Raw genomic sequence first — 26560 nt, forward strand, 5'->3', positions numbered from 1 at the left:
GCTGTCGTGTCTTCGTCATTGCGAGGAGTTCTTGCGACGAAGCATGACGGAAGTTGCGGAGGCTAATGCGTCACCAGCGGGCAGCCGCCCTTGTCGAGCGGGCGGAAGGCCTCGTCGCCGGGCACGGTGGCGATCAGCTTGTAGAGGTCCCACTCGCCCTTGGATTCCTCGGGCTTCTTGACCTCGAACAAATACATCTCGTGGACCATGCGGCCGTCGATGCGGATCTTGCCGTTCTTCGCAAAGAAGTCGTTGACCGGAGTCGCGCGCATTTGCTCCATCACCTTCGGCGCCGCGTCAGTCTTGATCGCGTCGATCGCCTTCAAATAGTGCATCGTTGCCGAATAAAGGCCGGCCTGGATCATGGTCGGCATGTGCCCGACCTTCTCGTTGAAGCGCTTCGAGAACGCGCGCGTCTCCTCGTTCATGTCCCAGTAGAAGGCGTCGGTGACGATCAGGCCTTGCGTCGACTTGATGCCGAGCGAATGCGTGTCGGTGATCTCCTGCAAGAGCGCGATCATCTTCTGGCCGCCCTGGGTCAGACCGAATTCGGAAGCCTGCTTTAGGGCATTGGTGGTATCGCCGCCGGCATTCGCCAGCGCGACGACCTTGGCCTTGGAGGCCTGGGCCTGCAGCAGGAATGAGGAGAAGTCCGACGAGTTGAGCGGATGGCGGACGTCGCCGAGCACCTTGCCGCCACTCTCCTTGACCACGTTGGCGGCGTCGCGCTCCAGCGCCATGCCGAAGGCGTAGTCGGCGGTGACGAAGAACCAGGTGTCCTCGCCGCGCTTGACCATTGCCTTGCCGGCGACGTTCGACAGCGCATAGGTGTCGTAGGTCCAGTGCACGGTATTGGGTGAGCAGGCGGTGCCGGTGATGTCGGACGAGCCACCGCCGGAATTGATGTGGATCCTGTTCTTCTCGCGCGTCAGCGCCGAGACCGGCAGCGCTACCGATGACGTCGGCACGTCGAAGATCGCGTCGACCTTGTCGTTGTCGTACCAGTTGCGGGCAATGTTGACGCCGACGTCGGGCTTGTTCTGGTGATCGGCAGCGACCACCTGCACCGGTTTGCCCGCGACCTTGGCGCCGTAATCGGCGACCGCCATTTCGACCGCGGCGAGCGAGCCCTTGCCGGTCGCGTCCGCATAGAGGCTCGACATGTCCGTGAGCACGCCGATCTTGACGACGTCGTCGGAGATCTGGGCGTGCGCGGCGCCGGAAGTCGCGGCGAGCGCGAGGCCGGCCGCGACGGCGGCGAATAGCTTTTGCATCGTGTTTCTCCCTGTATGTTGTTGTTCGGGCGTTGTTGCGGGCACGGTTGTAGCGGCAATCGGTCGCGGCAGCTAAGCGGCGCGCGTCATAGCGGAATGCAAAATCAGAAGGGGCGGGGTGTTCCCTTCGCCTCTCCGCGCCTGCGGCAGGATAACCGCATATGGGAGAGAGTCCCCTGTGGCATCCTTCGAGACGCCCGCCGTTGGCGGGCCCTGAGGATGAGGACCAAGTGTGCGGCAGTCGTTTCAACAAGCACCGATGCCGCTTAGCCTCAGCCCTGAGGAGACCGCGGAGCGGTCGTCAAGGAGTAGGCGCGCGCTTAGGTTGCGCAGAATGCCATATGTGATTGCCATTCCGCGCGCGGGGAGAAGGAGGAGCGCCGCCTTTCAGCCGCCGCCCTTGAGCCGTTCGTTACGCCGGCGCAAGCCTTCCAGGGTGGCGAGGAGGATGACCGAGACCGTCGTCAAGATCACCGCCGCTGCCGTGATGGTCGGGCTGATGTTCTCGCGGATGCCGCTGAACATCTCGCGCGGCAGGGTGCGCTGCTCGGGACCTGCCATGAACAGCACGATCACCACCTCGTCGAAGCTGGTCGCGAAGGCGAACAGCGCGCCTGAAGCGAGGCCAGGCAGGATCAGCGGCAGGATCACGCGGCGGAACGCGTAGATTGGCGAAGCACCGAGCGAGGCGGCGGCGCGGGACAGATTGGTGTCGAAGCTTTGCAGCGTCGCGCCGACCGTGATCACCACGAACGGCGTCGCCAGCGCGGTGTGGGCCAGGATCAGGCCGAGATAACTGCCGGTCAGTCCGATCGGCGCGAAGAAGAAATACAGGCCCACCGCGGTGATGACCCCGGGCACGACCACCGGCGACAGCACGAAAGCCAGTACGAGCGGCTTGAACCGGCTCTTCCACTGCGCCAGCCCCAGCGCGGCCAGCGTGCCAAGCACCATCGACAGCGCCGTCGAGGCGACGCCGATGATCATGCTGTTCTTCAACGAATGCATCCAGCGCGGCGAAGTGATGAAGTCGTCGTACCAACGCAAGGACAGGCCCGGTAACGGATAGGTCAGGTACGAGCCCGAGCTGAAGGACAGCGGCATGATCGCAAGGATGGGCGCGATCAGGAAGATGAACACCAGCGTCGAGACGACGATGGTCGCGGTCCACGCGATGCGCTGGCTGGGCGTGCGGAGGGAGGAATTGTCGCTCAATTCTTCATGCCTCCCGTGACCTGCTGTCCCTGCACCAGCTTGCCGTAGACGAGAGCGAGCAGAACGGTGGCCAAGAGCAGCACCGCCCCCAATGCCGAAGCAAGGCCCCAATTGGCCGTCTCGGTGGTGTAGAGTGCGATGAAGTAGCTGATCATCTGGTCTGCGGCGCCGCCGACCAGGGCCGGCGTGATGTAATAGCCGAGCGCGAGGATGAAGACGAGCAGACTTCCCGCGCCGATGCCGGGCAAGGTCTGAGGCAGGTAAATCCGCAGAAAGGCGGTGAGGGGAGGCGCGCCGAGCGAGGCGGCGGCACGCATGTATGCAGGCGAGATCGCCTTCATGCTGCTGTACAGCGGCAGGATCATGAACGGCAGGAGAACGTGGGTCATGGCCACGCAGACGCCGAAGCGATTGTAGATCAGGCGCAACGGTTCGTCGATGATGCCAAGCCAGTGCAGGCTGTCGTTCACGATTCCCTTGCTCTGCAACAGCACGATCCAGGCGCAGGTGCGGACCAGCAGAGACGTCCAGAACGGCAGCAGGACGAAGATCATCAAGAGGTTCGACCGGACCGGCGGCAGCGTCGCCAGCAAGTAGGCGACCGGGAAGCCGAGGATCAGGCAGAGTGCCGTGACACCGAGGCTGATGAGGAAGGTGCGGGCGAAAACCTCGCGGTAGATGGCCTGATCCTTCGGGGCTGCGACGATCGCGCCGTCCGCGTTCCGCGTCAGGTCGAGCGCGGCGAGAAGGTAGAATCCGGTGATGGGACCACCGGCGTCCTTGATCGTCGCCCAGGTGGCGCGTTCGCGCCAGGCCGGGTTGATCTTGCCCAACGTCTCCTTGGCCGTGCCCGGCTCCGGAGCTGCCTTCAGATTGCGCGCCGTGCTGGTCAGGATCGTGCGGAAGCCGTTGAGTGCGTAGTTCAGCCGCTTGGCCGCGATGGCGATGCTGCCGGCACCACGCGCCGCCATGATGTCGCTTGCCAGCGCGGCATAGGCCTTTTCGTTGGGGAGGTCCTTGCCGTTCCAGTCCGCGAGAACAGCTATGGTTTGCGGCAGAACCTGGCGCACCTCGCGGTCATCGACCGCGCGCCAGAGCATGCCGGCGATGGGGCCTGCGAAGGTGAAGAGCAGGAAGACAAGAAGCGGCAGGACCAGCGCCAATGCCTTGACTTGGCGTGCCCGCTCCGCTCGCCTCAACTGGCGCTTGAGCGGCACTTCGGTCTCGGTCAGGGACGCCGCTGTCATGGCGCGAACCTCTTTGACCGGACGTCCCCCGCCATTTCCGGGCGGGCAATCGCATATGGCATTTCGGGCCGGTCTGAGCGCGCGCCTCGTCCTTCGAAACGACCGCTTCGCGGCCTCCTCAGGACGAGCCTCCTCGACATCGGTGTCTGTAAAGTCGCTGCCACAGACTCAGACCTCATCCTGAGGGCCCGCCATAGGCGGGCGTCTCGAAGGATGCACCGCGGGCGAGCTATCCGCCACGTTTTTCCCTCCGCCTGCGCCGCACGCCGGTGCTGTCGGGACCTACTTCGCTGCCCATTTGTTGAAGCGCTCGGTCAGGCGGTCGATGTTCTCGAGCCAGAAGCCAACGTTGATCTCGACCGCGTTCTTGATGTTGTCAGGCGCTGTCGGCAGGTCCTTCAGGACGGCGGGCGCGAGCCGGCCGGCGGCATCCTTGTTCGAAGTTCCATAGGCGATGTTCTCCGAGAGCTTGGACTGGTTCTCCGCCTTGCCGACGAAGTCCAGGAATTTGTAGGCCGCGTCCTTGTTCGGGCTGCCCTTCAGGATCACCCAGCTGTCGAGGGTGAACAGCGCGCCGTCCCACACCATGCCGAAGTTCTTCTTCTCGTTCTTGTTCGCGGTGTCGATGCGGCCATTATAGACCGAGGTCATCGCCACCTCCCCGGAGGCGAGCAATTGCGGCGGCTGGGCGCCGGCCTTCCACCACACGATGTCGCCCTTGATGGTATCCAGCTTCTTGAAGGCGCGATCGACGCCTTCGTCGGTCGCCAGCACCTTGTAGACGTCCATTGGTGCGACGCCGTCGGCCATGAGGGCGATCTCCAGCGTGGTCTTCGGGCCCTGGCGCAAGGCGCGCTTGCCGGGAATCTTCTTGGTATCGAAGAAGTCGGCCCAGCCTTGGGGTGCCTCCTTCAGCTTGTCCTTGTCGTAGCCGAGAACGAAATCGTAGAGGATGGCGCCGACGCCGCAAGGATTGACCGCCGGCGGGATGTAGGCGGCCTCGCCGCCGATCTTGGAATAGTCCAGCTTCTCGAACAGGCCTTCCTCGCAGCCGACTGCGAGCTCGTCGCTTTCGACCTGGACGACGTCCCAGGTGGCGGCACCACCCTGCACCTTGGCGCGCAATACGCCGACGCCGCCGTCCCAGGCCTCGTCGTTCATCGCAACGCCTGTTACCTTCTTGAACGGCTCGAAATAGACTTTCTTCTGAGCATCCTGATACGCACCGCCCCACGATACGACGGTGAGGTCGCGCGCTTGCGCAACTGTCGCCAGCGCAGCACTGGCGCTCAGTGCCGCGGCGAACCCCAGAGCGATCTTGCGATTCAGCATGGTCTTCGTTCCTTCTTGTGTGAGTTGCGTCGAGATTGATTGTTTCATGTCCGCTTTGCGTTGGATCAGACGGGGTCGAGAGCCAGGCAATCCTCGGGGCGGAAGGTGATGAAGACGCTTTCCCCTTGTGTGAGGCTGTGATGCGCTCCCGGTTGAAGCTTGACCATGAACTCGCCGTTGCCGGCGACCTCGAGTACGGCCAGCGCGTGGTCGCCGAGATAGATCGTGTTCTGGACTTTTGCCGGCAGGCGATTGACCCCGTCGCTGGTGCTGCCGTCCGGGACGATGGCGATCCGCTCCGGCCGCACTGACAGCGAGGTCGACGCACCCGCGCCTGAGATGTTGACAGCCCGCGCGGTCACGGCGCCGCCTCCGGCCAGCACAACCCGGCAAAACTCCTTGTCGATCGTCTCGACGGTGCCGGCCAGCACATTGTTCTCGCCGATGAAGTGAGCGACGAAGCTGTTCACCGGATGCTCATACAGCGCGTCGGGCCTGTCGATCTGCTGCACGATGCCGTCGTTGAACACGGCGATCCGATCCGACATCGTGAGCGCTTCACTCTGATCGTGGGTGACGTAGACGATGGTGATGCCCATCGTCTCGTGCAGCTGCTTGATCTCCAGCTGCATCTGCTCCCGCAGGCGCTTGTCCAGGGCGCCGAGCGGCTCGTCCATCAGCACGAGCTGCGGATTGAAGACCAGCGCGCGGGCCAGCGCCACGCGCTGTTGCTGGCCGCCGGACAACTGCCCGGGCCGCCGCTGCGCCAGGCTTTCCATCTTGATCATGCGCAGCGCCGCGCTGACGCGCTCCTGCACGTCCGCCTTGCTCGTGTTGCGAACGGATAGTGGAAAGGCGATGTTCTCCGCGATGGTCAGGTGCGGAAACAGGGCGTAGTTCTGGAACACCATGCCGATGTCGCGCTTGTGCGGCGGCACGTTCTTGATCGGGCGGTCCGCGAGGTAGATCTCGCCATGGGTCGGCACCTCGAAGCCGGCCAGCATCATCAGCGTGGTGGTCTTGCCCGAGCCCGACGGGCCGAGCAGGGTGATGAACTCGCCCTTCCTGATGTCGAGATCGAGGTTCTTCACCACGAGATGCTCGCCATCATAGGTCTTCTGAATGCCGGAAAAGCGCACCAGCGCCGGCGCGGGTGTGACCATGCCGGCTTCCATGTTGTCCTCGCGTTGTCCCCTACCGTGCCGTGCGAGATTAGCATCCTCCAGCGAGAATGCCAGCGGCGCAAGCGACGAAGAGGCGTGCGAGGCCTGGTGAGTGGGCAAGGCATCGCATGCGACTCGTCGCGGAGGCCTGCGCGCACGCCTCGTCCTTCGAGACGGCGCTTACGCGCCTCCTCGGGATGAGGCAAATCGGCGGCAGGGCTCGTTGAGACTGCAGCCGCGCACTCCGTCCTCATCCTGAGGAGCCCGCCTAAAGCGGGCGTCTCGTAGGATGGTGCGATAGCCTCGCGGTGAGTGGGGGCGCGCTACATTCCGGGCAGCTTCGTCACATACACATTCAGCGAGCCGCCGGCTTCCGCGACCACGCGCAGGGTCTTGGAATCGAACGCGATGTCGGCGAGAGTGAGGCTTTCAATCCTGGCCTCGACCTTGAGGCCGTCCTCGCTCTTCTGGTAGTCGGCGATGGCGGCCGCGATCTTCTCGCGCGCGTTGGCGGCGATCGGCTTCAGATCGAGGGTCGCCTTCTGGAGCAGCGCCTGCTGCATCTGCGGCACCACCGCGCGCGCGGCGGCGCCCAGAAGGCCGAAGGCGGCCTCGGACTCCACCGCGAGCTGGATGTCGGCGAGGCGCAGCGTCTGCCGCGCCTGGTCGAGCACCGGCCGGCCCCAGATGTGCACCGTCGCCTCGGCACCGAAGCCGAACCAGCTCTTCTTCTCCTTGGCGCGCACCAAGAGCGAGATCAGCAGCCGGTCACCCGAGGGGATGACGTTGGCGCTCTTGACGGTGACGTCGACCGGGCCGGAGCCGTCCTCGGGATAGGTGTGGCCGACCATCTGCGCTGCGATCAGCTTGTTGATCTCGGTGAAGGGCACGTCGATCGGTACGCCGATGTTCACGCCGGTGCCGGTCGGCGGCACGATCGAGATCTTGTCGGGGAACGGACACTCCGGCTTGGTCTGCGTCGAGGTGACGCGCGTCTCGGCCTCGAGGCCGAGCAGCAGCGTCACGGCCTGCGCATCGACGCGCGGCTGCGCCGCGATCGCCCGCACCGGCTTCATCTCGAGCCAGAGCGGCGGCAGCGCGGCCGATGAACCCGAGCCTTGCAGCGGGATCGAGCGGCAGGCCTTGACCCATTGCGTCTTCGCGTTCTCGCGCAGCGATGGATCGTTGCGGATGCGCTCGGAGACGGCGTTGATCTGCTCGCCGACATTCTTGTCGATCAGCGGCTTCACCTGCGCCGGCACGTTGACCTTCGCGCCGGCGACGTTGAGGTTGGTGTCGCCGAGATTGACCTGGGCTCCGAGATTGGGCTCGAGATGCCAGGCAGCGGCGAGCTTCGGGCGCGAGGTGACGACGACGTTGCCCTTGATCTCGGCGCTGGCGTTCAGGTTCTTGATGTTGACCGCGCCGATCCGCTTCGCTGCGTCACCGCCGAGTACGCTGCCGAGTGCGTCGCCAAGCGCGCCTGTGGCTTTCGACGACAGCGAGCCCGTCACGTTGAGCTTTCCGGTGAGCGGGGTCGAGATCGTCAGCACGTCCTTGTCGCCGCTCGCTGCCATCGGCCCGCGCGCGGCGGACCAGCCGATATCGGCGTTCTCCAGGATCTGCGAGATCGGGTTGTCGGCCTTACCGGCGAAATTGCGCGGCGCGGCCTTCTCGGCCTGCTCGCGGATCGCAGATATCGCGATGGCGACCGGCGCGACGACGATGGAGCTCTTCGAGGCGGGCGGCAGCGGCGGCAGCTGCGCGACGACCGGCGGCGCCGAATTCGTCGCGCGCGGCGACAGGACGTCCATCACCTTCAGGCTGATGAAGAACGATCCCGCGAGCACTGCGACGCCGATCAGGATGGTCTTCAAATTCAACGTGAGTCGCATCGATCCCCCAAGCCGCCCCGGCGGAGATTTTACAGGGCGGGCGAGGAGGGCGCTAGAGCGCACCGGTTGGGTGGAATTGGGGCGAACAGGTTAACGGCTGCGAACGCGCCGTCGCCCGCTTCAAGTCATCACGACGGGGCTAGCTGCGCCGAGGACGGCGGACCGCTCTCACGTTGCCGCTACCACCGCCGCCGCAGAAGAAGCGATCGCCGCCATCTGATTCCAACCCTGACACGATTGCCCCGGCGGGCAGGTCGAGTTGCTCGATCACTTTGCCCGTTTCAGGGTCGATCCGCCGCAAATCGCTCTCCTCGCCCTCCCAGGTGCCATGCCAGAGCTCGCCGTCGACCCAGGTCACGCCGGTGACGAAGCGCTTGCTCTCTATGGTGCGGAGAACCTTTCCCGTTTCGGGATCGACCTGATGGATCTTGCGCTCACGATATTGTCCGACCCAAAGCGACCCTTCGGCCCAGGCCAGGCCGGAATCGCCGCCGCCGCCGGGCGCCGGGATGGTGCCGAGCACCTTGCCCGAGGCCGCATCGATCTTCTGGATGCGATCTTCGGCGATCTGGAACAGGTGCCGGCCGTCGAACGCCGTTCCCGCATGCGCCGCGACGTCGATGGAGCGCACGATTTTGCCACTGGCCGGATCGACAGCGTTCAACTTGTCGCCGGATGCGAACCAGACACGCTTGCCGTCATAGGTCACGCCGTGCACGGCCTCGACACCCGGAAACGGTCCATACTCCGTGACGATCTCGGCGGCTGAACGTTTCATGTGCTCGATACCTGTGAACTGGTGCACACCTTATGTCTTCAGGAGCGGCGTGGGGAGTAACAAGCCTGTCGGGAAACCCGGAACGGGAGGCGTCATCCAGCGGCGCGCGCGTCCGTGTCCGAAGGACTGCACCTTGCCCGAGCGCGCCAGCTCCTCGAGGGCGCGCTGCACGGTGCGCGGACTGATCCCAAGCGCAAGTGCGAGCGCCGAGCTCGACCACGGCTCGCCGTCGGCGAGAAAAGCGAGGACAGCGGCGTGCTTCTCCTCATTGGGCCGCGCCAGCACGAGGACGTCGCGAATCTTCCGCGGCGCCAGCACAAAGCCCTGCTTGGTCGCGCTGACATCGGCCAAAGGCCTGAGCTGGGTGCGGAGCCGTCCGATCTCGACGCGCAATCGCGCGCGGTGCGACTCGTCCGCGTGCTTGGCTTGAAACGCGCCTGATATCAACGTCTCTCGCGAGACATCCGCCGGCCATGCCTGCGCCAGCAGACGAGCGAGCGCGAACAGCACGGGGCGCGTTCCCAGCGACACCACGACGCCTTGCCTGCGCACCACATGATGGAAGGTGTCCACGACGAGCGCCGTCGAGGTCGCCAGTCGTTCGATTTCTCCAAGCAACAACGGGTGTTCGCTGCCGCGCGCGATCAGGCGCGCTGCCGGCGTGTCGAGTATGATGTTCGCGCTCTCGACCTCGGCCACGAGCGCCGGGATTCTCGCAAGGCGCGCCGCGTGAGCCGCGCGGCTGAGGGCCGCGCGTGCCTCTTTCGTCCTCAGCCGCCTGATTGCGATGCCGGCGACCACGAGCTCGCGGACGACCTGGGAGGCAGGCGGGAGCGGCGCAGGGCGGACTTCGGCCAGCGTGCGCTCGGCCTCATCAAGGCGCCCGACCAGAAGCAAGCGACGCGCCTCGACATGGCCTGCATGGGCGGCATTGACGAGATCGCCGTGGTTTTCGAGCGTCGCGCGCGCCGCCGCGAGCGTCTTCACGGGCCAGCTCAGATCGCGCGAGACCAGCGCGATCTCGGCTTCGGCGACGATGCACCTCGCGCGTGCCACGGCCTCGCGCGGACCGAAGGCGCGCGCGGCAGTGCGCAGCAGCGACTTGGCTTTGGCGAGCTCGCCGAGCTGTGCCATCGCGATGCCGCGCAACGCCAGCGACGGCGCATCGTTGCGCAGCGCAACGCGGTTCAGGGCACCGAGCGGATCGCCGGCTTCGAGCGCGCGCGCGGCGGCGGTGATCAGCGACTCCATGTCAATCCCGCCACACTTGTTACTCCCACCGCCCAGCCGCTTGGTGCCAGACATCGCTGACGGCCGACAATGTGCGGCGAGGGACGATCGGTTCCGCGAGACGCGGGAAGGTCGCCCGGACGAGACGTCAGGCAAGGAGTTTGGAGAACCATGATGACTTCAGCAGACAAAGCAGGGACGAACGGACAGACCGCCATGCAGACCCCACCGGTGGTGTCGCCGCAGGATTGGGAGGCCGCCCGCCAGCAACTGCTCGTGAAGGAAAAGGCGCATACCCGTGCCCGCGACGCCCTGGCCGCCGAGCGCCGGCGCATGCCGTGGATGGAAGTCAGCAAAACCTATGCGTTCGAGGGCCCCGGCGGCAAGCTCAGTCTGCTCGACCTGTTCCAGGGCCGGCGGCAGCTGATCGTCTACCGCGCCTTCTTCGAGCCAGGCGTGTTCGGCTGGCCCGATCACGCCTGCCGTGGCTGCTCCATGGTCGCGGACCAGGTCGCCCATGTCGCCCACCTCAACGCACGCGACACCACGCTCGTGTTCGCCTCGCGCGCGCCGCAGGCCGACATCATCAGGCTGAAGAAGCGGATGGGCTGGATCATGCCATGGGTCACCATCACCGACAGTTTCGACGCCGATTTCGGCGTCGGCGAATGGCACGGCACCAACGTGTTCTACCGCGACGGAACGCGCATCTTCCGCACCTATTTCGTCAAGAGCCGCGGCGACGAGCAGATGGGCGGCACCTGGAACTATCTCGACATCACCCCGCTCGGCCGCCAGGAGGTGTGGGAGGACTCGCCTCCGGGCTATCCGCAGACCCCGACCTACAAATGGTGGAACTGGCACGACAGCTACACGGAGGGAGCGGCGCCCGATCAGAAGTGGGTCGAGATCTCGGACGCCGGCGAGAAGGCGTTTCGCAAGGAGGCCGCGGAAGGTCGTGACTAGTCCGCTGAGCCCAACCGCGCCCGCCCGTCGCGATGGCATGGTGGCCGCGCGCCACCTCGCCAGATGGCTTGGCCTTGCGGCCACGCCAACCTTCGCGGTCATGGCGCTGCTGACGGCCGTGCTCGGCGACGGAGCGGCAAACATGCTGTGCGGCGCCGGGCAGGGATCGCTGCTCGGCGGGATGGTGCCGATGTATCTCTTGATGAGCGCGTTTCATTCGGCGGCGTGGCTGAGGTTGATCTCGAACCGGTCGACTTCCGCCGGTGTGAACGCCTCGTCCTTCGAGAGGCGCGCAAGGGCGCGCTCCTCAGGATGAGGCTGACTGGCCGCGGCCCGGCGGCGAAAATGCAGCCGCACACTCAACCCTCATCCTGAGGGTCCGCCGCCGGCGGGCGTCTCGAAGGATGCGCCGCGATTTTCGATGCAAGCCCCAACACGCGGCGCCTGCGCCGCTATTGCGCTCCCGCCGCCTGCAGATACGCAACGATCTTGCCCGCTTCATCCACCGAGATGCCGCCATAGGGCTGCATCTTGTTGCCGGAGACGACCTCGTCCGGCTTGACCATGAAGCGGGTCAGCTTGTCCTGATCCCAGACGAATCCGGCTTCCTTCATCGACGAGGAGTAATTGTAGTTCGGCAGCGAGCCGGCCTTGCGTCCGACGATCTTGTTGAGGTTGGGACCGAGGCGGTTGTCGCCTTCCTTCACGGAGTGGCAGGTGCGGCAAGAATTGTTGAAGGCCTGCTGGCCGCTGTCATCGCTCGCCGGCTGCTGCGCCAGCGAGGAGGGTGCCGACAGGAGCAGCGTCAATGCGCCCGCGCCTGCAATCGAGCGCAGCCGCGTGCCTGACGATGGTTGCTGGCGTGATTGCATCTGCGCCTCCGTCGGAGACCGCACCGCAGCGAGCGCGCGTCGGGATCTCGAGGGCAAACGAAAACGGCCCCGGTGGGTTCCGGGGCCGTTTGCGTCACAATGTCCGGTCGCTTTAGCGCGTCGCGGTGCCGAGATCCGCGCGCCGCTCGGTCATCGGCAGCACGATCACCTTGGTGCCCACGTTGACGCGGGAATAGAGGTCGGTGACGTCGTCGTTGGTCATGCGGATGCAGCCGGAGGAGACGTGCTTGCCGATGGTCTCGGGCGCGTTGGTGCCGTGGATGCGGTAGATGGTGCTGCCGAGATACATGGCGCGCGCGCCGAGCGGATTGCCGGGGCCGCCGGCCATGTGGCGCGGCAGATAGGGCTGGCGGGCGATCATCTCCGGCGGCGGGGTCCAATCGGGCCACTCGGCCTTCTTGCTCACCGACTGGATGCCGGACCAGGTGAAGCCGTCGCGGCCGACACCGATGCCGTAGCGCAGCGCCTGGCCGTTACCGAGCACGTAATAGAGATAGGTGTTGGGCGTATCGATGATGATCGTGCCCGGCGCCTCGCGCGTCGCGTAGGAAACCGTCTGGCGGCGGAAGCGGGCCGGCATCTCGACGGTGTCCTGATCCTCGGACGGCGCGGCCTGGTAAGGCGCTGCCTGATAGGGCTGATAAGGCTGGATCGGCTGCGGCGCGGCCATTGGCGGCAGCGGCTGGAAGAAGGGGAAGAGCTGCACCGGCGCGGCCTTGGCTGCACCAGCGAATGCGATTGCGGAGACCGCGACTGCGCCGAATGCAACGGCGCGCGAAAACGTCTTGAACGTGTCCAGATTGAACATGTGATCGCCCCTGTTTGCTCGGTGTTCTGCTCACCGCGGCACCGTTTCGGTGCTCCGTTGCGTGGATCATTAACTGCAAAACGTTTCGGGACATTTGCGCGGAAAACCGAAAACGGTTTCATGGCGGCAAGGATTGTTTCATGACAGTTTCGTGGCTCCGCGAGGCCATTAACGAACAAAACAGTGGGCCGACACTTCTGTGACGTCACACGCCTGAAATATCCTTCGTTGATGGTCGGTACCTGAGAATCATCAAACTCTCGGGACTTTCCCATGCGGGTATTAATCGCGACCGACGCTTGGCATCCGCAGGTCAACGGTGTGGTCCGCACCCTGACCTCGCTGGCGAATGCGGCCAAGGCCCTCGATGTCGAGATCGACTTCCTCACCCCCGACGGCTTTCCGTCCTGGCCGCTGCCGACCTATCCGGGCCTGCGCATTGCGCTGCCGAGCGGGAAGGAGATCGCACGGCGGATCGAGAGGGCGACGCCCGAGGCGCTGCACATCGCGACCGAGGGCCCGATCGGCTGGGCCGCGCGGGCCTATTGCCGCCGCAACCGGCTCGCCTTCACCACCTCCTACACCACGCGCTTTCCGGAATATGTCTCGGTGCGGACCGGCATTCCGGCCGCGGTCGGCTATGCCGTGCTGCGCCATTTCCACGATGCCGCCGCCATGACCATGGTGGCGACACCCTCGCTGCGGCAGGAGCTGTCCGAGCGCGGCTTCAAGCGGCTCGGCTTCTGGACGCGCGGCGTCGACACCGAGCTGTTCCATCCCGACGCTCCCGCGAGCCTCGATCTGCCGCGCCCGATCTTCATGACCATGGGGCGCGTGGCCGTGGAGAAGAACCTCGAAGCGTTCCTCTCACTCGACCTGCCCGGCACCAAGGTCGTCGTCGGCGACGGTCCGCAGAAGGCTGCGCTCGAAAAGAAGTATCCGGACGCGGTTTTCCTCGGCGAGAAGAAGGGGGCGGATCTCACCGCGCATCTCGCCGCGGCGGACGTCTTCGTGTTTCCGAGCCTGACCGATACCTTCGGCGTGGTGCAGCTCGAGGCGCTCGCCTGCGGCACGCCGGTTGCGGCCTTTCCGGTCACGGGTCCGAAGGACGTCATCGCCGATCACCCGATCGGCGCGATCGACCACGATCTGCGCATCGCGTGCCTGCGCGCACTCACCATGTCGCGCGAGACCTGCCGCAATTTCGCGCTGGAGCGCTCCTGGGAGAACAGCGCGCGCCAGTTCGTCGGCAATCTCACCTCACTTCAGCCCAGCCGTGTCCTGCGCGCCTCGCCTCGCATGGCGCGGCGGCCGGTGCGCAGCTGATCGTCAATTCGAACCCACAGCGAGAACCTCATCGATGGCCAAGATCATGAACCTTGACGGCACCCAGCAGCTCGACCTCACCCGCGGCACGGTCGAGCAGGCCTATGACCGCTGGGCGCCGGTCTACGATCTCGTGTTCGGCGGCGTGTTCGCCAAGGGTCGACAGGCCGCGATCGCGGCAACCAACAAGATCGGCGGCCGCGTGCTCGAGGTCGGCGTCGGCACCGGCATCTCGCTGCCGCTCTACGCGCCGAACCTGCGCATCTTCGGCACCGACATCTCGGAAGCGATGCTCGACAAGGCGCGGCGGCGCGTGAAAGAGCAGAAGCTGAAGAACGTCGAGGGCCTCGCGGTGATGGACGCCGAGAAGCTCGAATTCCCCGACAATTCCTTCGACGTCGTGATGGCGCAATACGTCGTCACCGCCGTGCCGAACCCGGAGAAGGCGCTCGACGAATTCGCCCGCGTGCTGCGTCCCGGCGGCGAGCTGATCATCCTCACCCGCGTCAGCGCCGACACCGGCATGCGCCGCTTCATCGAGCAGAAGCTGCAGCCGGTGGTGCGTCCGCTCGGCTTCCGCACGGCGGAGTTCGCCTGGTCGCGTTACGCGAAATGGCTCGCCGGCGCGCATGGCATGGAGCTCGCCGAGCGCCGTTTGATTCCGCCGCTCGGCCATTTCTCGCTGGTGCGCTTCCGCAAGGTCGACGTCGCCAAGGCGGCTTGAGAAGGCGGCGTGAGCTCACGCGTCGCGTGCGTCATCGCGCCGCTGCACATCGTCACATGACGAAATGATGATGTCACACGGCCTACATCGAATCCCTGTAATCCCGGACCCGAAAGCATTTTGGGGGAGAGCATGATCAGGAACTATCTCGAGCAGCTGCGGATCCAGCGCTGGGACGACCATCGCTACTATCACCACAGCCGCATCAATCAGAGCCTGCATTTCGTCAGCGCGCTGAGCTTCCTCTTCGCCTATGTCTGGCTGTTCATCGATCCCGTGGTCTCCGCGCTGGTCGGTTGGCTGGTCTCGATGACCTCGCGCCAGGCCGGTCACTTCTTCTTCGAGCCGCACACTTACGACCACATCAACCAGGCGACGCACGAGTACAAGGAAGAGATCAAGGTCGGCTACAACCTGCAGCGCAAGGTGGTGCTGATGGCGATCTGGGCGCTCTCGCCGCTGGTGCTGGTTGCCGATCCCACCCTGTTCGGCCTGTTCACGCCGTGGCAAAGCGCGACCGACTTCATGCGTCAGGTCGCCAAGATCTGGCTCGTGGTCGGCGGCGGCGGCCTGCTGTTCCGCACCGTGCACCTGTTCTTCATCCGCGACGTCGAGACCGGTCTCGTCTGGATGACCAAGATCCTGACCGATCCGTTCCACGACCTGATGCTCTATCGCAAGGCGCCGCTGGCCCTGATGCGCGGCGAGCTCATGGACCCCGGCCTGCATCTCAACCCCGAGCACACCCTCGGCCTGATCGGCGAGCCCACGCTCGAAGAGCAGCACGCCTGAGCGCGCGGCGGACACAACGCACTCCTATGTCTGCTGGTTACGTCATGCCCGGCCTCGTGCCGGGCATCCACGTCTTGGGGGCTGCATCTTCGCCTCTCTCCGCGCGCGGTGGGGCAATCGCACATGGTGCACACAATGCAGCGGCATTGAAAGTAGGCTCCCTCTCCCGCTTGCGGGGAGGGCTGGGGTGGGGGTGTCTCCGCGTCGGGATTGTCGGGGATTGCTGACGGCGTCCCCGTGTGGCGAGAACCCTCACCCGCCGCGCTCTGCGAGCGCGGCGGCCTCTCCCGCAAGCGGGAGAGGCGGAGCAAGCCCGCGCGATAAAGCCTCAGCGCCCGAACCGCTTGGCCAGCATCTCTTTCAGGATCTGCCGCTTGATCTGCTTGTTGGTAAGGGCGCCATCGTGCCACCAGAAGCCGTCGGCCTTCATCTTCCGCGCGGCGCGGACGAAGCGTTCGGCGACCTCGGTGAAGTCGGCATCGGTGTAGTTGAGGCTGAAGATCAGCCTTCCGGTGCCGACCCAGCTCAGCGCCAGGCCCTCGGCGCGCAGGTAATATTGCAGCATCCAGTTGTAGCGGGACGGGGTGGTGTATTTCACCGTCCAGATCGAGGAGAAGTTGGCGAAGCGCACCGGCAGGTCGGCATCGGTCATCATTTGGTTGAGCTTTTGGACACGGCCATTCCAGGTCTCTTCCAGCCCGTCATAGACGGCGCGGAAGTTGGGGCTGGCGAGCCGGCTCAAGAACTCGTCCATCGCCGTCATGACGTAGGGGTGCGAGTTGAAGGTGCCGCGGGCGAAGCAGATGTCGGCTGGGCGATCATCGCGGAAGCGGCGCATCAATTCGCGCTTGCCGCAGACGACGCCGACCGGCAGGCCGCCGGCAAGGCTCTTGCCGTAGGTCACCATGTCGGCCTTGACGCCAAAATATTCCTGGGCACCGCCGGCGGCGAGACGGAAGCCCACGAAGACCTCGTCGAAGATCAAGACGATGCCGCGTTGGTCGCAGACCTCGCGCAGCTTCTTCAGCCATTCTGTATAGGCCGCGCGATCAAAGTCGCCGCCGCGGGAGGAATCGACCAGCGAGGAATCGCCGGGCGCGTTGACGTTGGGATGCAGGCCCTGCAGCGGATTGACCAGCACGCAGGCGATGTCTTTGCGCGTCTTCAGCACATGCAGCGTCCTCTCCGACATCTCGGCGAGGGTGTAGGTCTCGTGCGCAGGAATGGGGTTGCCGACGCCGGGCTGCACGTCGCCCCACCAGCCGTGATAGGCGCCGGCGAAGCGGACCAGATGCGTGCGCTTGGTGTGATAACGCGCCAGCCGCACCGCCTGCATCACGGCCTCGGTGCCGGACATGTGGAACGAGACTTCGTCGAGGCCGGAGATATGGCGGAGCCGGCTCACGTTCTCGAGGATGACCGGGTGGTAGGGGCCGAGCACGGGACCCAGCGCATGCGCGCGCTTCTCGGCGCCCTCGATGCACTCCTTGTAGAAGTCGTTGCCGAAGATGTTGACGCCGTAGGATCCGGTGAGGTCGTAGGAAGTGTTACCGTCGACATCGGTGACGGTGACGCCGCGCGAGGATTCCATGAAGGTCGAGGTGCCCAGGTGCTCGCGCACGAGACGCGAGAACTGGAATGGCACACGGTAGCTCTCGGTGAAGTTCAGGTCGGAGATCGCCTCCGCCGCCTCCTTCGTCAGGGCGCGGCCCTTCGGGTAGCGCTCGGCGTAAAGCCTGGCGAGGCGGAAGAAGGCGTCCTTGCGCTGGGCCACGATGTTCGCGGGCGCGCCGTCGCATCCGAAGTACCTGTCACCCTCGAACTCGTAGAATGGGAGCAGCCGCGCCATCCGCCGCGACATTTTGGAGTGCCCGGCGAGCGAGCGGTGCTTGGCGCGGGACAGTTCGACCCGCGCCTTGATCTTCGGGAGGACGGCGGCAGCGGAGGCTGCGGCGGCCACGGACATCGAGAGAATCGGGAGTGTCGTTTCCATGACAACAAGCGCTAAACCTGCGAGCTGACAGATTCATGACAGTCAAAGCCCTCATCGCCTCTTTCACCCAGCAGGAAGACCTCAACTTCCTGTTGACCAACCGCATCCCCCGCGCGGCGCTGACCCGTTTCATGGGCTGGTTCTCCAAGATCGAGAATCCCTTCGTGCGGGACTTCTCGATCGCGCTGTGGAAGCTGTTCTCCGACCTCGACCTGTCGGAGGCGCGCAAGACCCACTTCAAGAGCCTGCACGACTGCTTCACCCGCGAGCTGAAGCCGGGCCTGCGGCCGTTCGATCCGGACCCCTCGATTGTTGCCAGCCCTTCGGACGGCATTGTCGGCGCTCACGGCAAGATCGCGGACACCGAGCTGTTCCAGGTCAAGGGCGCGCCCTATTCGCTACTCGATCTCCTCGGCGATTCCGCGCTGGTCGATCAGCACCGCAACGGCTCCTTCGTCACGCTGCGGCTGACCTCGAGCATGTATCACCGCTTCCACGCGCCCTATGACGCCCATATCGAACGCGTCACGCTGATTCATGGCGATGTCTGGAACGTCAACCCGATCGCGCTCAAGCGCGTCGAGCGTCTCTTCTGCAAGAACGAGCGGGCGGTGATCCGGACGCACCTAGCGACCGGCGAAGCGGTGACACTGGTGCCCGTTGCGGCGATCCTGGTCGCGAGCATCCGCCTGCACTTCCTCGACATGGTGCTGAACGCGCAGACCCGCGGCCCGGTCAATTTCCCCTGCGACGTCAATGTGGCGAAGGGGGAGGAACTCGGCTGGTTCGAGCACGGCTCGACCATCATCATCCTGGCGCCCGGCGATTTCATCTTCTGCGATGGCATTGCCGAGGGTACGCGCATTCGCGCCGGTCAAGCGCTGCTCAGAAAAAAGTAGCCTTCAATCCGCCGTCCCCGCTGCCTATATCGTCGTTCGGGGACGATTCGATCGACACGGATTTGAGCGATGGCGCGGGCGCCGGTGATGGCAGCGGGTGGAATTGTGCTGCGGCGTGGACCTGCGCCACGGATCGCGGTCGTGCGCCAGCGCAAGCGCAACGAATGGGTCCTGCCCAAGGGCAAGCTCGATGACGGCGAGACGCCGAAGCAAGCCGCGCACCGTGAGGTGCTGGAGGAGACCGGCCACGACGTTGCCGTGCACGAATTTCTGGGCACGCTCGCTTATCAGTCCGGCGGGCGCTCCAAGATCGTGCATTTCTGGCGGATGCAGGCTGACGGAGCGCCGGTCCGCAAGCTGATGAACGACATCAAGGCGGTCGACTGGCTGACGCTGGACGATGCGATCGCCCGCCTTTCGCGCGAATATGAGCGTGCGTTCCTCAACGAAGTTGGCCCGATCGCGCTCGCGGCGGCGGGGTTGGCGCCTCTGTCCGCGCCGGAGTCGAAGCAGGATTCCGAGCCGGTATCGCCATTGGCCACCGACGATATCGAGTCAGCCCTGCAAACGCTGACACCGGCGGAAGCTGCGTCCGTGGATGAACTGCGGCACGGCCTGTTGCAGAAGGTGAAGGCCTGGTTGCGCGGCGAAGCGTGAAGTCTCGAGCCGCGCTGCTCGCAGGTGAGACGGCATCCGCAGGTTGATGCGATCAGGTGAGCGTCAACTTCCTCCACATCGTCATTGCGAGCGCCGCGAAGCAATCCAGAATCTCTCCGCGAAAAGATTCTGGATTGCTCACATGGGGATTTGGTGTGTCAAGGCGGTTTGTTCAGCTCTTTGTTCGATTGCAGGCCAGCTCTTCGTCCCGACCGTGGAGCACGTAGGATGGCGCGCGCAGATCGAGTCAAGGTCGGCCCGTAGGGCCGTCGCGAAGCGACTTGGCCTTGACTCGAGCGAGCACGCCATCAGGCTTTGGCAGTCGGGGCAGCGGGCGGATAACTCCTTTTCGTCAGGCGATCCAAGGGTCGAGCCGGTTTTTGCAATCTGGTTTGCTTGCCAGATCAAACTCACATTCGGTCGCCGCGCGGCGGCGGCTGCACCAACATTCCGCTTGCGGCGGGCAGGCTCGAGAGGACGAGACCATTCTTCGTTACGGCGTTTGAAGCCATGCAATCCATCGGTTCGTCCACCCGGATCGGCCGAGGCTGATCAATCTCGGCGGATTGGCTTTGAGGCTGAGGAGCGTGGTGTCAGGCGGCGGCCTTTATCTCGGCTCCCTCGATCACCACGCCCGCGGTCACGTACTTCCAGAGGGCCACGAGCAGCTTGCGCGCGAGCGCCACGATCGCGCGCTTGCGGCCGCGTTGGCTGTGCACCTTGAACCACTGGGTCAAAGCCGATTGAGGCTGGTGGCGTACCCAGAGCCAGGCGAGCTGGATCATCGTGGTTCTCAGGCGCGGATTGCCAGCCTTCGACACGCCTTGCTCGCGCTCGATGCCGCCACTGCGCCATGGCGTGGCTGCAAGGCCGGCATAGGATGCAATCTGGCGGCGGTTGGCGAACTGCCGGTAAAAGGCCTCCGACCAGAGAACGGCCGTGAAGTTCGGGCCCAGGCTCTTCAGTTCGAGCAGCATTGCCACCGGGTTCGATACGGTCTTCTCCCCCGCCGCCTTGCTCGCGGCCAGCAACGCATCCTGCTCGCGCTCCACCGCCGTGATCTGGTCGAGCAGCAGTTCGAGCCGGTCGAGTTCGCGGCTGATCTGCGCCTTCAGATGCGCCAGCAAGGCGCGCCCGTCGCCCGTCCGCAAGGCCTCCAGCCGCTTCCGCCGGTCTCGCCGCAGCGGCGCGTAGTCGAAGATCCCTTGCGCGAACAGAAGACCCTTGATCCGGTTCACATGCTCGATCCGCTCCGCGATCAAGGTCTCTCGCTCGCGGCACAGCCTACGGCGGTCCTCCTCTGCCGGAGAGGGCGCAACGACCATGGCGCAGACCCGTACCTCGCCGCGCTTGTAGGCCAGCAGCGTCCGCAACAGCGTCTCGCCATCCAGCCGGTCCGTCTTGGCCCGCCGGCGCCGGCGCGGCGTCGCAATCGAGGCCGGATCGACTACGTGGCTCTCGATGCCTTCCTGCTGCAGGGCGCGGTGAAGCCAGAACCCGTCCAGCCCCGCCTCCTGGATCGCGATGAGCGGATAGCTCTCACCCGTTCGCGCCTGCGCCTTGCGCTTCAGCTCCGCAAACAGCTTCAACAGTTCCGAAAGGTCGCCGGCCTTCATGCTGCGTTTGGACATCTTCTCGCCCTTGCAGGGCGACAGCGAAGTGACCAGCCATGTCGAACGGCTCAGTTCCAATGACACAAAAATTGCGCCAAACTGCGTGCGGATAGCGGCCAGTCCGTCGGAAGGATGATCGAGCAACATCGTCGTCTCCAGGTTGAATGGATTCAGCAACCCTCAGTCTGGCCTCAGACCTGGTCGCTATCCACTCCCCATGGAATCTTCGTCGTTTCGCTCCTCGCAATGACGTGGAGATGGCGGAGTGCGCCTCTCTCGCACTCTTTGCTCAGAGGCCACCGCCGGGCCGAAGATGCACATGCGGGCGCGACGGGCGAAAGTGAAATGTCACCGCCGCTCCTTCTCTTTGGGAGCCGGCTTGCGCGGCGCGGCGGGGCGTTGAGCGCCCGGCAGGCGTTGCTGGACTCCGCCGGAACGCTGCATGCCCGGCTGTTGGATCGCCGGCGGCTGGCCTGGCTGCAATCCTGTGCGCGGCATTTGCGGCTGCGGGGTGAGCCCCGGCTGTGGCGGCGCGATGACTCCGGGCTGCACCGGAGCTTGTCCACTGCGCTGCGGCTGGGCTCGCGGCGTGCCGCCCGGCTGGATGCCTTGCTGAGCGCCTTGTCCGGCGCGAGGCGCGCCCATCGGGCGACCAGCGCCCTGTTGCCGCGGCCCTTGCTGCTGCCCTTGCTGCTGCCCTTGTTGCGGCCCTTGGCCGGTACGCGGCGTACCCGGCTGCACCGCGCCACCTTGTTGTCCTTGTCCCTGTCGCTGCGGCGGTTGCGCGCCTTGCTGCGTTCCTTGCCGGCCCGGCGTGCCCGGCTGTTGCTGACCTGGACGATTGTTCTGACCGGGCTGTCCGTTCGGCCGCTGCGGTTGCTGGCCCGGCGCCGTCGTCGGCCGCAATTGTTGCTGCTGCGGCGGTTGCACCGGCCGCGGAATGCGGCTGATCGCGGCCGGATTGGCGCGGCGGAAGTCGCGCTGCTCGATGACGATTTGCCGGCCCGCGGTCTGGGCGAGATGTACCTGGCTGACGAAGCTACGGTCGCGCGCGATCTGCTGCGCGGGAATCGTGATCGGTACCGCGGTAAAGCGCATGACGCCGCCGGTGCCGCTCGCGCCAGGCCGGATCGCAAAGCCGCTCGCGGCCTGCGTCAGCGCGCCGAGCCGCGCCCCGCTGCTGCGGTCGTCGACATCGATGTGGCCGACCCGGCCGTCGGCGTCAGGATAGAGTTTGATGTTGACGTTGCTCGCCCTGTTCGCCGCCGCACTTTCGGGAACATCGATAACCCCCGTTGTGCCGCGGATGCCGAGCGTTGCCGTCGGCGTCGTGATCTTCATGTCGCCGGTCTTCGCCACGGCCGCTGCGACGAAGGCCACCGTGCCCTTACCGACGTCGAAGATCGCCGAATTCTGCTTGCCGCTATCTTCATAGACGTAATTGTCGATGGTGATCTTCGCGCTGGCCGAAAGGTTGAACGTCGTCGCATCGTTGAAGGTGATGCCGAGTGAGGAGTTCGACGAGGTCTGCACGACGTCGTTGAGATAGATATCGTCGCGCACCCGCAGCGGATAGGAATTCCTGTCGCGGATCACGGTCGCGATCCCCGTCACCGTCGCGACGTTGCCGATCGGCTCGACGGCGGCGGGCTGTGCGTCCGGGGACGGTGTCAGCGAGGCTGATGGCGTCGGTGAAGGCGCGGGCGTCGGCTGCACTTGTGGCTGTGCCTGCGCAAGCTCGATGGCATCGGACGCGAACGCCACACCTGTGCCTGCCAGCGGCAAGGCCAGCAGGGCGAGCGCGAACATGGAGCAGCGCCAAGCTACCAATGAAGTCACGAGGAGGTCCCGGAGAGAAGGCGAGGCGAGAGCCGCGGATTTCAGCCGGGCGCATCTGAATGGCGGATGAACGTCTGTCGCACGGGAAGGGACGAGCGTTCGAGCGGTGCGCGGCTCCGGCGTGGGTTGGCTCTCTCGACAACGTCATGGCCGGGCTTGTCCCGGCCATCCACGCCTTGTTTGGCGACACCAAGAACGTGGATGCCCGGGACAAGCCCGGCATGACGAAGATCGCGAATCTCTCAGGGACCACGCGCTCCGCGCATCAGCTCACGCGCTTCCAGGTCTGACCGCCGCAGAACATGCCGCCGAAGGCGCAGCCCTGCACGCGCATCGCATTCGGGCTCTTCATCGAGATCGTCGAGTCGTAGTTGCGGCCGGAGTTCGGATCGCGAATGCGGCCGCTCCACTTCGAGCCCTCGGGCTTCATGTTGATCAGGATGCGCTCGTTGGTCTTCTCGGCATAGCCGCAGAGATTGGGGCCACATTGTTCGACGCGGACATTACCTTTGTTCTCTTCGGTCGCCCACACGCCGATCGGCGAATTCGGTACCGCGACGGGCGCGGCGGCAACCGGAGCCGGCACGGGAGCAGCAGCGACGGCCGCGGGCGCGGCAACGGGAGCAGGAGCCGCAACAGGTGCGGGCTGCGTGTTGTCGAAGCTGGCGGACGGGGCGGAAGCTGCAGGCGTGGTGACGGCCGACGCGGTGGGCGCGGTCGCCTGCACTGGCGACTGCGGCACCGGCTGCTGCGGCGCCGGAGCCGGCGCGGGCTGCGCCGTTGTGGTCGCGGGAGCCGGCGTTGTGTCGACGTCATCGTCCTTGGAGCCGCCAAGGCCCTTGAGGTTGATGCTGTCCAGCTTGATCGGCTTGTCCGACAGGCCCGGCGCAATGATGGTCACGCAATTCAGTGAGGCGCAGTTGCGCGGCGTCTCGATGCGGATGTGCTGGCCCTCGATCTGAAACGAGATCGAGTTGCCGGCATGCGCGGCGGCGGTCGAAACGAGGAAGAGCGCGGCAGCGGCGATGGTGAGCTTGTTCATGACAATCTCCGAAATTGCGCGGTCCCGAGATGGACTGAAGTCGCTGGCGGTTGAAGCGTGGCTCGACCCTACGCCGAGGTGGTCAGGCGTTCTGTGATGGACGTCACAACGGCGCCTGGCCGGGGCTCTCGCTGGAAGCCCGCGCAGCCGACCGTTCCTGTCTCCACGAGGCCGGCGCGCGAGGATAGAACCCCTCATCCGTCGCGCTTCGCGCGCCACCTTCTCCACAAGGGGAGAAGGGAAGAGAGATACCGTGTGCTGAGCCTCTAAATCATGCCGAGCACGATGGCGCCGACGAAGGCCATGGCGAGGTAGGCGGTGATAACGCTCAGTCTCCCGGCGAACGTCATGTCGCTCCCTCCATGCGCGCCGCTTGGCGCGCAGCCTTATGGTTAACAGAAAGTTCCTTCTCGAAAAAGTCAGGCTCGCTGTCGCTCATCGGCGGCAGCGTTCGAGCCAGCGCAGGCCGTCATGGTTAAGGAAGGCTGAAGTCAACACGTTGAAGAGTCCTTAAGTAAATTCATCGAACGTGCGTGCATGACGCGCGGAGTTCGTTTGTATCTCGTCGGCTCCATCGTCCTTGTTTCGCTAGCGGGTTGCGGTCGCGGCTTCTTCCAGGCCGAACGTGAGCCATGGCGGGCCGAGGCGGAAGCGGCGTGCCTGAAATCGGGCGCGGTCAAGGAGAGCGCCGACATCGTCCGCATCGATCCGATCTCGGGGCCCGGCATGTGCGGCGCCGAGTATCCGCTGAAGGTTGCCGCGATCGGCGAGGCCTCGAGCACCTATGGCTTTACCGACGAGACGTTGCGCCCGCCCGGCAACATCGGCAACCAGCCGCGCTGGCCGGTGCAGCCGCAGTCGAACTATCCGCAGGGCCAGAATTATCCGGCATCGTCCTATCCGCAACGCTCGACCTATCCCGAGAGCGCGGTACACCAGCCCGCGGGCTATGGCGCCTCGACCGGGCCGATGTCGCTGAACGCACCGGGCGTAGCGCCGCAGGAGGACGAGATCGATCTGCCCCCCGAGGGCACCGATGCCGCGGGCGCAGCGCGCTACATGAATGCACCGAGCTATCCGGCTCGTCCTGCGCCTTACTCGCAGGCGCCTGCGCAGCAGCCGCTGCCGCGTCTTGGTCCGGCGCAGGGCAATTCCGTCACGGCCGTCGGTCCTGTCGCGATCAAGCCGACCGCGACGCTCGCCTGTCCGATCGTATCCGAGCTCGACCGCTGGCTCGCCGACACGGTGCAGCCTTCGGCGATGCGCTGGTTCGGCGTCCGCGTCGCCGAGATCAAGCAGATCTCCGCCTATTCCTGCCGCGGCATGAACGGCAATCCCCATGCTCATATTTCCGAACACGCCTTCGGCAATGCACTGGACATCTCCGCCTTCGTGCTGGCCGACGGCCGCCGCATCACCGTGAAGGACGGCTGGCGCGGCATGCCGGAAGAGCAGGGATTCTTGCGCGATGTGCAGTCGGGTGCGTGCGCGCATTTCACCACCGTGCTCGCGCCGGGCTCGAACGTCTATCACTACGATCACATCCACGTCGATCTGATGCGTCGCGCCAGCCGCCGCCTGATCTGCCAGCCCGCCGCCGTCTCCGGCGAAGAGGTCGCCGCGCGCGCGCAATCGCGCAGTCCCTATGCGAATGCGCGCGAACCGTCAGTGACCGGCTCGCTCGGTGCACGCAAGAGCGCGACACGCAAGCGGGAAGAAGACGAGTACGCCGACGATTAGCGGCGCTCTTGCCTGTCGCCCGGATGACGCTGCGCGCAATCCGGGAAAGTCCCCGCATTCCGCTTCGCCCCATGCGGGCTACGATCTCGCCGGCTTCGACGGCGCCACCCCCATGCATAGCTGCACCTCGCCCGGAACGTTGTAGGTGCGCATGATATGGCGGCTGTCGCGCAAGCCGGACGCCTCACGTTGCACCACGAACATCCAAAGCGCGTAGCCGGCTTCCATCACCAGCTTGCGCCTGGCCGGTTGCATCGAGGTCGGCACCTCCGAGGCTGCGTGGGCAGCGTCGAACTCACGCAAGCGCGCCAGCGCCTGTTCGAGTGCGCGGCCCATCCGTCCAAGTGCCGAGGCCTGTTCCTGGACGATCTCGTAGTGGAGGATATCGACCGGCGGGCGAAGATCACGAGACATGGCCGCAATATAGTGCTGCCCGGCCCGCAGGTGCAACGCGCAGCTACGTCGTCTTGTATGCCGCCAGGAACATCCGTGTTGCGCTGTCGACCACCGTGGTCATGCGCTCTTCCGACGGCGCGGGTGCGGCCTGGAACACGAAGGGCAGGAAGAGCGAGGCTTTGCACAGCTCCATGAATTGCGAGGCGGCGAGATTGCAATCGTCGATCTCGAGATCGCCGGAGGCGACCTGGGCTTTGAGATAGTCGGAGAGGCGATTGATGCTCTTGTCCAGCACGCGCGCATAATAGCGGCGGCCGACATCGGGCATGCGCTCGGCGATCGCCATCACGGTGCGGATCGCCGATCCGCCGCCGGGCCGGCAGAGCAGATGGATATAGGCCCGACCGAACTCCTTCAGCGTGGTCTCGGCATCGCGCGCGGGATCGAAATTGAACACGACCTGGCCGTGCTGGAGCGCTTCCTGCTCGAGGATGGCTTCGAACAGCGCGGATTTGTCGGCGAAGTAGACGTAGAGCGTGCCCTTGGAGACCTGCGCGGCGCGCGCGATCTCGCCCATGCTGGCGCCGTCGAAACCAAGATCCATGAACACCTTGCGGGCACCGTCGAGAATCTGGCGGCGCTTGGAGCCGTCGTCCTCCTGGATGACGTGCAGATGTTCGCTGGCAGTTACAACCATTGGTTCAGCGTCTCGAAAGGTTTTTGGGCCGGCTCAGGGCC

General features: G+C 65.3%; 25 protein-coding genes. 9 read left to right on the forward strand and 16 right to left on the reverse strand.

The window, feature by feature from the left end:
• Positions 1-62 precede the first annotated feature (62 nt).
• The 8 genes from BRAD3257_RS11590 to BRAD3257_RS11625 all read right to left on the reverse strand — a co-directional run bounded on the left by BRAD3257_RS11590 (position 63) and on the right by BRAD3257_RS11625 (position 10155).
• Positions 63-1274 (reverse strand): ABC transporter substrate-binding protein, encoded by a 1212-nt coding sequence (locus BRAD3257_RS11590; RefSeq protein WP_122401934.1) that lies wholly within the window; start codon positions 1272-1274, stop codon positions 63-65.
• Positions 1275-1661: 387 nt separating this feature from the next.
• Entirely contained in the window at positions 1662-2489 is an 828-nt protein-coding gene (locus BRAD3257_RS11595) for an ABC transporter permease (protein ID WP_162500166.1), read from the reverse strand.
• Positions 2486-3736: an ABC transporter permease gene (locus BRAD3257_RS11600; RefSeq protein ID WP_122401935.1), complete on the reverse strand. Its 1251-nt coding sequence runs from the start codon at positions 3734-3736 to the stop codon at positions 2486-2488. Before BRAD3257_RS11600 ends, BRAD3257_RS11595 begins: the two co-directional genes overlap by 4 nt.
• Positions 3737-4018: 282 nt before the next feature.
• Entirely contained in the window at positions 4019-5068 is a 1050-nt protein-coding gene (locus BRAD3257_RS11605) for an ABC transporter substrate-binding protein (protein WP_122401936.1), read from the reverse strand.
• 65 nt (positions 5069-5133) lie between these two features.
• Positions 5134-6243 carry an ABC transporter ATP-binding protein gene (locus BRAD3257_RS11610; RefSeq protein WP_122401937.1) on the reverse strand — a complete coding sequence of 370 codons (1110 nt, stop codon included), beginning with the start codon at positions 6241-6243 and terminating at the stop codon, positions 5134-5136.
• 311 nt (positions 6244-6554) lie between these two features.
• A complete protein-coding gene (locus tag BRAD3257_RS11615; protein WP_122401938.1) occupies positions 6555-8126 on the reverse strand; it encodes a DUF4403 family protein in 1572 nt (523 codons plus the stop codon).
• A gap of 139 nt (positions 8127-8265) precedes the next feature.
• Positions 8266-8904, reverse strand: coding sequence for a Vgb family protein (locus BRAD3257_RS11620; RefSeq protein ID WP_162500167.1), 639 nt, complete (start codon positions 8902-8904; stop codon positions 8266-8268).
• A 30-nt stretch (positions 8905-8934) separates the two neighbouring features.
• Positions 8935-10155 (reverse strand): HTH domain-containing protein, encoded by a 1221-nt coding sequence (locus BRAD3257_RS11625; RefSeq protein ID WP_122401940.1) that lies wholly within the window; start codon positions 10153-10155, stop codon positions 8935-8937.
• A 150-nt stretch (positions 10156-10305) separates the two neighbouring features.
• Between BRAD3257_RS11625 and BRAD3257_RS11630 the strand changes: the two genes are divergently transcribed.
• Positions 10306-11100, forward strand: coding sequence for a DUF899 domain-containing protein (locus tag BRAD3257_RS11630; RefSeq protein WP_122401941.1), 795 nt, complete (start codon positions 10306-10308; stop codon positions 11098-11100).
• Positions 11093-11416, forward strand: coding sequence for a hypothetical protein (locus BRAD3257_RS11635; protein ID WP_244607929.1), 324 nt, complete (start codon positions 11093-11095; stop codon positions 11414-11416). The genes BRAD3257_RS11630 and BRAD3257_RS11635 overlap by 8 nt, the downstream gene beginning before the upstream one ends.
• Before the next feature lie 136 nt (positions 11417-11552).
• On the opposite strand, the gene BRAD3257_RS11640 is transcribed toward BRAD3257_RS11635, so the two are convergent.
• Entirely contained in the window at positions 11553-11972 is a 420-nt protein-coding gene (locus BRAD3257_RS11640) for a c-type cytochrome (RefSeq protein ID WP_122406503.1), read from the reverse strand.
• A 112-nt stretch (positions 11973-12084) separates the two neighbouring features.
• Positions 12085-12801, reverse strand: a complete 717-nt coding sequence (locus BRAD3257_RS11645; RefSeq protein ID WP_122401942.1) for a L,D-transpeptidase — start codon at positions 12799-12801, stop codon at positions 12085-12087.
• A gap of 273 nt (positions 12802-13074) precedes the next feature.
• On the opposite strand from BRAD3257_RS11645, the gene BRAD3257_RS11650 reads away from it, so the two are divergent.
• The 3 genes from BRAD3257_RS11650 (at position 13075) to BRAD3257_RS11660 (ending at position 15643) form a co-directional block, all read left to right on the forward strand.
• Positions 13075-14127, forward strand: coding sequence for a glycosyltransferase family 4 protein (locus tag BRAD3257_RS11650; protein ID WP_122401943.1), 1053 nt, complete (start codon positions 13075-13077; stop codon positions 14125-14127).
• A 34-nt stretch (positions 14128-14161) separates the two neighbouring features.
• Entirely contained in the window at positions 14162-14851 is a 690-nt protein-coding gene (locus BRAD3257_RS11655) for a class I SAM-dependent methyltransferase (RefSeq protein ID WP_122401944.1), read from the forward strand.
• A gap of 132 nt (positions 14852-14983) precedes the next feature.
• Positions 14984-15643: a hypothetical protein gene (locus tag BRAD3257_RS11660; protein ID WP_122401945.1), complete on the forward strand. Its 660-nt coding sequence runs from the start codon at positions 14984-14986 to the stop codon at positions 15641-15643.
• Positions 15644-15971: 328 nt separating this feature from the next.
• Here the strand turns inward: BRAD3257_RS11660 and BRAD3257_RS11665 are convergent, their stop codons facing one another.
• On the reverse strand, positions 15972-17636 hold the full coding sequence (locus BRAD3257_RS11665) for an aminotransferase class III-fold pyridoxal phosphate-dependent enzyme (protein WP_122401946.1): 1665 nt from the start codon (positions 17634-17636) through the stop codon (positions 15972-15974).
• Positions 17637-17671: 35 nt separating this feature from the next.
• Here BRAD3257_RS11665 and asd point away from each other — a divergent pair, with 35 nt between their 5' ends.
• On the forward strand, positions 17672-18535 hold the full coding sequence (gene asd, locus BRAD3257_RS11670) for an archaetidylserine decarboxylase (protein WP_122401947.1): 864 nt from the start codon (positions 17672-17674) through the stop codon (positions 18533-18535).
• Positions 18536-18604: 69 nt separating this feature from the next.
• Positions 18605-19192: an NUDIX hydrolase gene (locus BRAD3257_RS11675; RefSeq protein ID WP_122401948.1), complete on the forward strand. Its 588-nt coding sequence runs from the start codon at positions 18605-18607 to the stop codon at positions 19190-19192.
• Positions 19193-19785: 593 nt separating this feature from the next.
• On the opposite strand, the gene BRAD3257_RS11680 is transcribed toward BRAD3257_RS11675, so the two are convergent.
• Entirely contained in the window at positions 19786-20952 is a 1167-nt protein-coding gene (locus tag BRAD3257_RS11680; RefSeq protein WP_122406309.1) for an IS110 family RNA-guided transposase, read from the reverse strand.
• Between the two features lie 201 nt (positions 20953-21153).
• A complete protein-coding gene (locus BRAD3257_RS11685) occupies positions 21154-22614 on the reverse strand; it encodes a FecR domain-containing protein (protein WP_244607930.1) in 1461 nt (486 codons plus the stop codon).
• Positions 22615-22790: 176 nt separating this feature from the next.
• Between BRAD3257_RS11685 and BRAD3257_RS39675 the strand changes: the two genes are divergently transcribed.
• Entirely contained in the window at positions 22791-22934 is a 144-nt protein-coding gene (locus tag BRAD3257_RS39675; protein ID WP_160118802.1) for a hypothetical protein, read from the forward strand.
• Here the strand turns inward: BRAD3257_RS39675 and BRAD3257_RS11690 are convergent.
• Complete coding sequence (locus tag BRAD3257_RS11690) at positions 22910-23686, reverse strand: DUF2147 domain-containing protein (protein ID WP_122401950.1); 777 nt, start codon at positions 23684-23686, stop codon at positions 22910-22912. The genes BRAD3257_RS39675 and BRAD3257_RS11690 overlap by 25 nt on opposite strands.
• A gap of 537 nt (positions 23687-24223) precedes the next feature.
• Here BRAD3257_RS11690 and BRAD3257_RS11695 point away from each other — a divergent pair.
• A complete protein-coding gene (locus tag BRAD3257_RS11695; RefSeq protein ID WP_122401951.1) occupies positions 24224-25426 on the forward strand; it encodes an extensin-like domain-containing protein in 1203 nt (400 codons plus the stop codon).
• A gap of 78 nt (positions 25427-25504) precedes the next feature.
• On the opposite strand, the gene BRAD3257_RS11700 is transcribed toward BRAD3257_RS11695, so the two are convergent.
• A complete protein-coding gene (locus BRAD3257_RS11700; protein ID WP_122401952.1) occupies positions 25505-25840 on the reverse strand; it encodes a DUF6665 family protein in 336 nt (111 codons plus the stop codon).
• Between the two features lie 43 nt (positions 25841-25883).
• Entirely contained in the window at positions 25884-26519 is a 636-nt protein-coding gene (locus tag BRAD3257_RS11705) for a TetR/AcrR family transcriptional regulator (RefSeq protein ID WP_122401953.1), read from the reverse strand.
• Between the last annotated feature and the right edge of the window lie 41 nt (positions 26520-26560).

Origin of the sequence: Bradyrhizobium vignae (genome assembly GCF_900324035.1) — a bacterium.
Taxonomy (GTDB): Bacteria; Pseudomonadota; Alphaproteobacteria; order Rhizobiales; family Xanthobacteraceae; genus Bradyrhizobium; species Bradyrhizobium vignae.